4 protein-coding genes are annotated in these 9,158 nt (G+C 37.3%); 1 reads left to right on the forward strand and 3 read right to left on the reverse strand.

Going from position 1 to position 9,158, the window contains the following annotated elements; genetic code table 11:
- Positions 1-188: 188 nt before the first annotated feature.
- The 3 genes from AC07XN_RS21560 to AC07XN_RS21570 form a co-directional block, all read right to left on the reverse strand.
- Positions 189-1,385, reverse strand: a complete 1,197-nt coding sequence (locus AC07XN_RS21560; protein WP_494744552.1) for a DUF418 domain-containing protein — start codon at positions 1,383-1,385, stop codon at positions 189-191.
- A gap of 292 nt (positions 1,386-1,677) precedes the next feature.
- Entirely contained in the window at positions 1,678-2,868 is a 1,191-nt protein-coding gene (locus AC07XN_RS21565; RefSeq protein WP_494744553.1) for a DUF418 domain-containing protein, read from the reverse strand.
- A gap of 539 nt (positions 2,869-3,407) precedes the next feature.
- Positions 3,408-4,667 (reverse strand): DUF418 domain-containing protein, encoded by a 1,260-nt coding sequence (locus AC07XN_RS21570; protein WP_494744554.1) that lies wholly within the window; start codon positions 4,665-4,667, stop codon positions 3,408-3,410.
- 404 nt (positions 4,668-5,071) lie between these two features.
- Here AC07XN_RS21570 and AC07XN_RS21575 point away from each other — a divergent pair, with 404 nt between their 5' ends.
- Positions 5,072-8,929, forward strand: a complete 3,858-nt coding sequence (locus tag AC07XN_RS21575; protein WP_494744555.1) for a pyruvate carboxylase — start codon at positions 5,072-5,074, stop codon at positions 8,927-8,929.
- Positions 8,930-9,158 lie beyond the last annotated feature (229 nt).

A 9,158-nucleotide genomic window follows, 5' to 3' on the forward strand; every position in this document is an offset into this window, starting at 1 on the left:
ATTTTAACGATATGATTGTTACTTTATTTCATGTAGAAAACGGCTGAATGCAATTCAGCCCTACTTTTTGTTTCCCGACCAGTCACATTCTAAAAAACAATGTGGACTGGTCATAGGAGACCAGCCACGAAGATAAAATATATAATCACTAACTCACCATTCACTCAATCACAACTAAAAACTCACAACTAAACTTGCCACTTTAAATAAGTAGCCGAACGCCAAAGCCATTCCATTGGTCCATATTTAAACTTACTCAGCCACCATTTACTGAACACTATCTGAAGGCTAAAAATTACAATGCCTATTACATAGCACCAAGCAGGACTAATCTCGCCAGCCAACCCAAAACCTATTCCATAAAACAACAAGATACCAATAGCACTTTGTAGCAAATAATTGGTCAAGGCCATCTTGCCGATAGCAGCAAAATTGAGCATTACTTTTTCCATATAGTTTTTACTGAACCAAAGCGATAGTCCTGCAATGTAAAAAATCGTCATGAGTAATGAGTGGAGCGAAAACAAGAAATTGCCAACCATCCCAAACCATTTTGGCATTTTGTCCCAAAGCTGGGCTATATCTATCGTTAAAAAGAAAGCAATAATAAAGACGTTCACCCCGATAGACCACCACATGATTTTTTTAATCAACCGTTGATGGTCTGACAAATGTTCGAAAATCTTACGTTTTCCCACCCAAAGTCCTAATAGAAAAAAGCCGAAAGTCACAAAGATTCGTCCTGATTCCCATTGAAATCGAGCTTTGAAGGCAAAATCTTTAAAATTCTGAACGATTACTTCGGCATACGTACCTTTCTTTAGGGTATAATAACTTTTGGCTGTTTCTTTTTCAGATTTAGCCTGTTCAGCCTTTTGTTCTTTCTCTGATTTTGGTTTTTCTGGTGGTTGGTTATAGGCAATCACTTCATGGATAAAACTCGGCACATTCAGCGTAAAAAACAGGATGGCTACTAACAGCACCTTTTCACTAGCGTTTCTGAACAGTATCATAAAAAAACCAAGGAAGGCGTAAATCCCTAGAATGTCTCCTCGCCAGTGAATGTGATGAATAAACCCAATGATAAACAAAATAATGAGCCTCCACATAAATCTGGGCAAAAACCGTTGGTCGTCTTCTTTGCGTTGTAACAATTGTAATGCAAAACTCACCCCAAAAAAGAACGAGAAAAAAGTATAGAACTTTCCAGAAATAAAAATAGCATCAATATAATTGACGATTGTGCTGGCTGTATCCGTCTGGTATTTTTGCCAAACTTCACTTGGCATGCTCCCCGCAATAAACCAGCCGCCTATATGGGCCAAGATAATACCTAATAAAGCGAAGCCTCTCAGGGCATCTACAAGCAGAATTCTTTTTTTCATAGTATAATTTTCGGTTGTTAGATAGTATTTTTCTCAGACCATAAGATGATAATATAATGAAAAAGGTTGCAACAATAAGACTTTTTTAGGATTTTTTTGAATTTAAGGACTTTGGGGCTTTAGGACTTTGGGACTTGAAGACTTGAAGACTTGAAGACTTTAGGACTTTAGGACTGAAAGACATAAGACGCTGTTTCCTTGGCTGGTCGGGAGACCAGCCAAGGAGGTAGGGCATATAATATATAATCACTAAATCACCATTCACTAACTCACTAAATCACCATTCACAACCCTACTGCCACTTAAAATAAGTACCTGAACGCCAAAGCCATTCGGCGGGACCGTATTTGAACCTACTCAGCCAAAGTCGGCTACAGACAATTTGTATTAGAAAAATCCCGATACCAATGACATAGCACCAAGCTGGACTACATTCGCCTGCCAAGCCAAAGCCTATACCGTAAAATAATAATATGCCAAAGGTACTTTGTAGCAGATAATTAGTAAGAGACGTTTTACCAATGGCAGATAGGTTGACTAAGACGATATCCATATATTTTTTTTGTAGCCATAACGAGCATGCCGTTATATAAAAAATAGTCATAGATAATGCCTGATACGAAAACATGAATTTCTCTACAATAACAAACCAACTAGGCATCTTATACACTACTTCTGGAGCATTTATGATGGCAATGATACTGAGCAAAAATAAATTGAAGGTGATAGAACCCCACATGATATTCCTTATCATACTTTTATTTTCTTTTAAATACTCGAAAATCTTTTTCTTACCAACCCAAAAACCTAATAAGAAAAACCCAAATGTGATAAATATCCTACCTGAATATATTTGATAATAAGCGGTAAGTTTAAGACTTTTAAAATTCTGAATGATTACTTCAGTATAGGTTCCTTTTTTCAAAGTATTGTAGCTTTGGGTGAGGTCATCCGAGTTATGGCTTTTTACTTTTTGTTTTAATTCAACCATAGATTTTACGGGTGTACGGTTAAATATCACGATTTCCCTCAATAATACAGGCACATTCAAGATAAAAAACAAAATGGCAATCCATAAAACTTTGTCAGAAGCATTTCTGAACAAAATCATAAAAAAACCGAGTATGGCATAAATCGTCAGGATGTCTCCTTTCCAATGGATATGATGCACAAAACCAATACAAAGCAAAATAGCCAAACGCCACATAAATCTGGGAATAAAGTAAACGTCGGAGTCTTTTTTATGCACGAATTGTAAGGCAAAGCCTACCCCAAAAAGGAAGGAGAAAATGGCGTAAAATTTACGAGCAATAAAAAAGGTATCGAAATAAAAAACGATGTTACTAGCAAAATCTGACTGGTATTTTTCTAAAACTTCCGTCGACAACGTGCCTCCATAAAACCAGCCACTAATGTGCGTAAGGATAATCCCCAACAGAGCGAATCCTCTGAGGGCATCCATCAATAAAATTCTTTGTTTCATTCTCTCTTTGTTGTGTGTGTTAGCAAATATTAAAAGTATAGCATTTTGTAATTCAATATATTAAGCATAGCGTAATTGCTGCATACATTATCTAGTTGGCATAGTTATGCTGTTCGGGATGTTAAAACACACAGAAATACAGCGTTTTAAATCCTAAAACGAGCAATTATTAAATGAATTGAGAAGAATGTCTAAACCTAAACAGAGGAATGATTAAAACCGAAAACTATGTAGGTAGTCGTTCAGCATTAACCTAATACCAACAGCAAGTTATTCAGTATAATTTAAAAGCACACACAAAGTTTAAACAAAGTTTTTAATAGTTATGTAATGGTTATTGAGTACCCAAAAATCTATTTTTAAAAATAGGTCACTTAACACTTTTTTCAGCACGGTAAGCCTTTTTTTCTTTCAGAAAACCATATTCGCAACTAACTCTTTTTTATATACGTTTTGAAAACATATATAAATCAATAGCCTGCAACTTTTTCTGAAACAGAAATAGCTACAGGCTACATATTGTGTATTAGTGAATATTATTATCTAGTTACTACTGATTTAGTAATATTTTTTTGTGATGAAACCCTCAGCGGTTGCCATTTTAAATAAGTTGCCGAACGCCAAAGCCATTCCATAGGACCAAAATTGTATTTACTTAACCACCATTTGCTGTATATTACTTGGAAAACAAAAACAAGCATCGCTATCAAGTAGCACCACGCTGGGCTAATGTCGCCAGCCCAACCTAAACCAATACTATAGAAAAGTATAACGCCTATCAAACTTTGCATCAGATAATTGGTCATCGCCATTTTGCCAACTATTGCCAACGAATCCGCTACAAATTCCATTTGTTTTAAATTCAATAGATAAAATAAACCAGAGATATAGACAATCGTAGTTAAGATAGCTTTTAGTAACATCAAAAAATTATGGACAATCGTTATCATAACATTCCGTTGATCTGGGCTTTGGGCAAAATTCATAGTTTTCAATATCCAATAACATACGCCTACCATCAATATAGCTCCAAACATTATCTTGATAGCATAAGGTCTAAATGATAAAAGGTGTTTTAAATAGCCCCCTCTACCTATTAAAAAGCCAAACAACATCAAACCGAAGGTGACAAATACCCTACTGGTATTCCATTGATAGTCTAGTTTACTTTTCAGCCCATTTACATTCTGTAAGATTATTTCAGTATAGTTTCCATGCTTCAAGGTTTCAAAGCTCTTTAGATAATCATCATTGATATGTACATTACCAAGCATCGTATTGTTGCCCACTATGCTTTTTGTTTCATCTTCAAACAAAGGGGCAAGCTCATGAATAAAGCTTGGTAAAATTAGGGTTAAAAATAACCCAACTATGATTAAATACTTGTTACTGGCTTTACGGAACAAAATCAGGAACAAACCCAGAAAGGCATAAACGCCCAGTACATCGCCACTCCAATGAATATGATGAACAAAACCAATGATAAATAATACCACTAGTCGCCAAACAAACATTGGGATAAATTTTTTATCAGCTACCACTTTCTCTGATAACTGAATGCCAAAACTTACACCAAACAAAAACGAGAAGATAGTATAGAATTTTCCGACAATAAAAAAACTATTAAACATCCCCACGAACATACTGGCGGTGTTGTGGTTGTATTTTTGCATAACTGCTTCTGGAATAATACTCAGGACAAACCAAGTACGAGTATGCGTGAGTACCATTCCCAACAAGGCAAACCCCCTAAGCGTGTCAACAAACTGAATCCTTTTTTTGGCGGTATCTGATTTCATCAACTAAAAATTATTGTATATTTAAAAAGTGTTCAAGAACCATAGCTACTTTTTAAGGGCTTACTACAATTTTTTATAAAGGTATCTGTACTTCAAAATGTAGTAAATGACGGCTATTTTATTAAAAAATGACTTTTATCATATTTATTTTAAAAGAATATTATAGGTGAGTCTTTTTTAAAATAGTACCTAAACGCAACAAAATTGTAACTTTCTAATATACGCCAAATTTTCTTGTGCATATGTAAGAAAATACCCAATTTATTTTTGATTTTTGTATGATTTAATATGTTTTTGTTTCGTAGATTATAATTTCTTAATAATTATCAATAAGTTATGATTTCTATGAGACATTGACGATTCAATTAAGCAATTACCAGTAACCGACAACCAATCTCTGAAATATGGCTCAGCCTTACGTCCAAAAAATCAACAGTCTCTTGGTAGCCAATCGTGGTGAGATAGCTATCCGTATTATGCGTGCTGCCTCTGAACTAGGTATTCGCACCGTTGCCGTTTATACGTTCGAAGACCGTTATTCTCTTCACCGATACAAAGCCGACGAGGCTTATCAAATCGGGAAAGATGACGAACCATTAAAGCCTTATTTGGATATTGAGGGAATCATTCAGCTTTGTAAGGAAAAGAATGTAGACGCAATTCATCCGGGATATGGCTTTCTTTCTGAAAACGTTACGCTGGCACGTCGTTGCCGTGAAGAAGGTATCAAATTTATTGGGCCATCGCCAGAAGCCATGGATGCCCTTGGCGATAAAGTAGCCGCTAAAGTGGCTGCAAAGAAAGCGCAGGTGCCGATGATTGAAGATTCGAAGGAAGACTTAATCAATTATGATATCGCCCTTGCTGAAGCTCGTAAAATTGGGTTTCCAGTAATGGTAAAAGCAGCTGCTGGGGGTGGCGGACGAGGAATGCGTGTAGTACGTGAAGAAGAATCTTTAGAAAAAGCATTCAGCGAAGCGAAAAACGAAGCAAAAAATGCATTTGGCGACGATACTATCTTTATCGAAAAATTTATCGACCAACCAAAACACATTGAGGTGCAGTTGTTGGGCGACCAACACGGAAACCTTGTTCACCTTTACGAACGCGATTGTTCGGTTCAACGTCGTTTCCAAAAGGTAGTTGAAGTAGCCCCTTCTTTTGGTTTGAAAGAAGAGACCCGTCAGAAATTATACCAATATGCTTTATCTATCGGTAAAGCCGTAAATTATTATAATGCTGGTACTGTAGAATTCTTGGTAGACAAAGACGAAAACATCTTCTTTATCGAAGTTAACCCACGTATTCAGGTAGAGCATACTATTACAGAAGAAGTAACAGGTATTGATATCGTAAGAACGCAAATCTTGATTGCGCAAAACTATAAGCTTTCAGATAGCAATATCTTTATCTTGAAACAAGAAGATATTCCGCTGAACGGTTATGCTATTCAATGTCGTATCACTACGGAAGACCCAGCTAATGGTTTCAAACCAGACTTCGGGACGATTATTGCTTACCGTAATGCGGCAGGTTTTGGTATTCGTTTGGATGAAGGGTCGTCGTATCCAGGGGTAAAAATTTCACCTTACTTCGATTCGATGTTGGTGAAAGTATCTGCCCGTGGTAGAACCCTAAAAGGAGCGTCAGAACGTCTTTCTCGTGCTTTGACTGAATTCCGTATCCGTGGGGTAAAAACCAATATCCCATTCCTTAAGAACGTAATTACGCACCCTGTTTTCCAAAAAGGAAAATGCGTAGTACAGTTTATCGACTCGCATCCTGAATTATTTGATTTTAAGACTTCAAGAGACCGCTCTACGAAAGTATTGCGTTACCTTGGTGATGTAGTAGTAAATGGTAATCCAGATGTGAAGGTTAAAAACGAACGTACTTTCCGTACGCCAGTTGTCCCTGCGTTCAATCCTTTCTCTGAATACCCAGCAGGCAACAAACAATTGTTGGATTCGATGGGTGCTGACAAATTCAGCCAGTATATCAAAGAACAAAAACAGATTTTATATACCGATACTACTTTCAGAGACGGTCACCAATCGTTATTAGCGACCCGTGTACGTACCAAAGATATGGTAGCGGTGGCAGAAAGCTATGCTAAAAACTTCCCTCAATTATTTTCAATGGAAGTTTGGGGTGGAGCTACTTTCGATGTAGCGATGCGTTTCTTGAACGAATCTCCTTGGAAACGTCTTGAGGCATTCCGCGAAGCTATGCCGAATATGTTGTTGCAAATGCTTTTCCGTGGATCAAATGCCGTAGGATATTCTGCTTATCCAGATAACTTGATTGAGAAATTCGTAGAAAAATCTGCTGCTACAGGTATTGATGTCTTCCGTATTTTCGACTCACTGAACTGGGTAGAGGCCATGAAGGTATCTATCAAAGCCGTTCGCGAGCGTACTAATGCCATTGCCGAAGCATCTATCTGTTACACAGGCGATGTATTTACGAATCAAAAATATTCTTTACAGTATTACCTAGATATGGCTCGTCAGTTAGAAGACGAAGGTGCGCATATCTTGGCGATTAAAGACATGGCTGGTTTGTTAAGACCATACCAAGCACAGCTATTGGTAACTGAATTAAAGAAAGCCCTTTCGATTCCTGTACATTTACACACACACGATACTGCATCAATTCAGGCGGCTACTTATTTAAAAGCCATTGAAGCGGGTGTTGATATTGTTGACTGTTCTTTAGGTTCAATGTCGGGCTTAACGGCACAGCCGAACTTCAACTCTATCGTGGCGATGATGCAGGGCAACGAGCGTGAATGCCCAATCAATTTGCCTTTATTGAACCAGTATTCTAATTATTGGGAAGATATTCGTCAGCTATACTATCCGTTTGAGTCTGAATTAAAAGCAGGTACTGCGGAGGTTTATGACAATGAGATTCCGGGTGGACAGTACACCAACTTGCGTGGTCAAGCCATTGCGTTGGGCGTAGGCGATAAGTTTGAATTGATGAAGAGCAATTACATTGAAGCCAACAAATTGTTTGGTGATATTGTAAAAGTAACGCCTTCATCAAAAGTAGTGGGCGACATGGCTATCTTTATGACGGCTAATTCGTTAACTGCAGAGGACGTATATGCTAAAGGTGCAACGCTTTCTTTCCCTGAGTCTGTCAAAGATTTCTTCAAAGGTGGGTTAGGTCAGCCTTATTTAGGCTTTCCGAAACAATTACAGGAGATTATCTTAAAAGGCGAAGTACCATTGACTTCTCGTCCGAATGATACCATCCCTCCTATCGACTTCGGTAAGGATATGGAAGATTTCAAGGCTAAATTCCCCGAAAGCGAGCAAATAGAATTGGATTATCTTTCATACAAAATGTATCCGAAAGTATATGAAGACTACTATAAAGCACAGCAAATTTATGGTGAAGTATCGTTGATACCAACGCCTGCATTCTTGTATGGTTTAAAACCTGACGAAGAGATTTTGATTAACATCGATGAAGGGAAAACCATCATTGTAAAATACTTGTACCAATCTGAACCAGATGAATCTGGACTTCGTGCTGTTACTTTTGAATTGAACGGACAAGCTCGTAGAATTAAAGTATTAGATAAAAATATCAAGATTGAACGTCCGCAACACATCAAGGCTACTAGCAAGGGAGACATCGGTGCGCCATTGCAAGGACGTTTGAGCAGAATATTGGTAAAACCAGGCGACGAAGTAAAGAAAAATGCTCCGTTGTATGTTATCGAGGCCATGAAAATGGAATCTATCGTTTCGTCTCCTTTTGAAGGTATCGTTTCAAAAGTAGTATTGAACGAAGGAACTGTAGTAGAACAAGAGGATTTAGTATTGGCAGTTGAGGAAGCTACGCTACCTGAACCTGACAAAGAGGAATTCTTATTTGTATATGGCACCCTTAGAAAAGACTTCGGTAACGAATTGCACAAGCTAATCACGCGTAATTCTGAATTTATCGGCATGGCTACCTATCAAGGAAAAATGTATAATATCGGCGAGTATCCGGGTATTGTACCATCTGAAGATGAAAGTAGCAAAGTAGTGGGTGAATTATACAAACTATCGAATTCGATAAGATTAATCAGAATCTTGGATGAATACGAAGAGTTTTATCCAGAAAACATCGCTGAAAGTGTATTTGTAAGAAAATCGATTACAGTAAGTATTGATGGTAAAGATTATGAATCTTATTCATACCTGTACAATCGTCCGACGGATGGTTTAGCAGAAATTACTAGCGGTAATTTTTTAGCGTAATCGCTTCGTTGATAGTATATAACACAAATAGCTTCGGAGAAATCTGAGGCTATTTTTTTAGTTAGTTAATTAGCGAGTTAGTGATTGAGTGATTTTATATTTTACCTCTCAGGCAGTCGCTCGTATTTTACGAGTGAAGGCTATTTATAGGCTTCTAGCCTAAATATGTAATGCGAGATTTTGGAAACATATAAAATAATTAAAATTTCTATTAGGGTGTGACTTAAGT

It is taken from the genome of Arcicella sp. GW458-12-2-14-TSB2 (assembly GCF_059423785.1).

Coding starts and splice junctions, on each gene's coding strand:
- AC07XN_RS21560 (WP_494744552.1), bottom strand. CDS start 1,385: ATGAAAAAAAGAATTCTGCTTGTAGATGCCCTGAGAGGCTTCGCTTTA.
- AC07XN_RS21565 (WP_494744553.1), bottom strand. CDS start 2,868: ATGAAACAAAGAATTTTATTGATGGATGCCCTCAGAGGATTCGCTCTG.
- AC07XN_RS21570 (WP_494744554.1), bottom strand. CDS start 4,667: ATGAAATCAGATACCGCCAAAAAAAGGATTCAGTTTGTTGACACGCTT.
- AC07XN_RS21575 (WP_494744555.1), top strand. CDS start 5,072: ATGGCTCAGCCTTACGTCCAAAAAATCAACAGTCTCTTGGTAGCCAAT.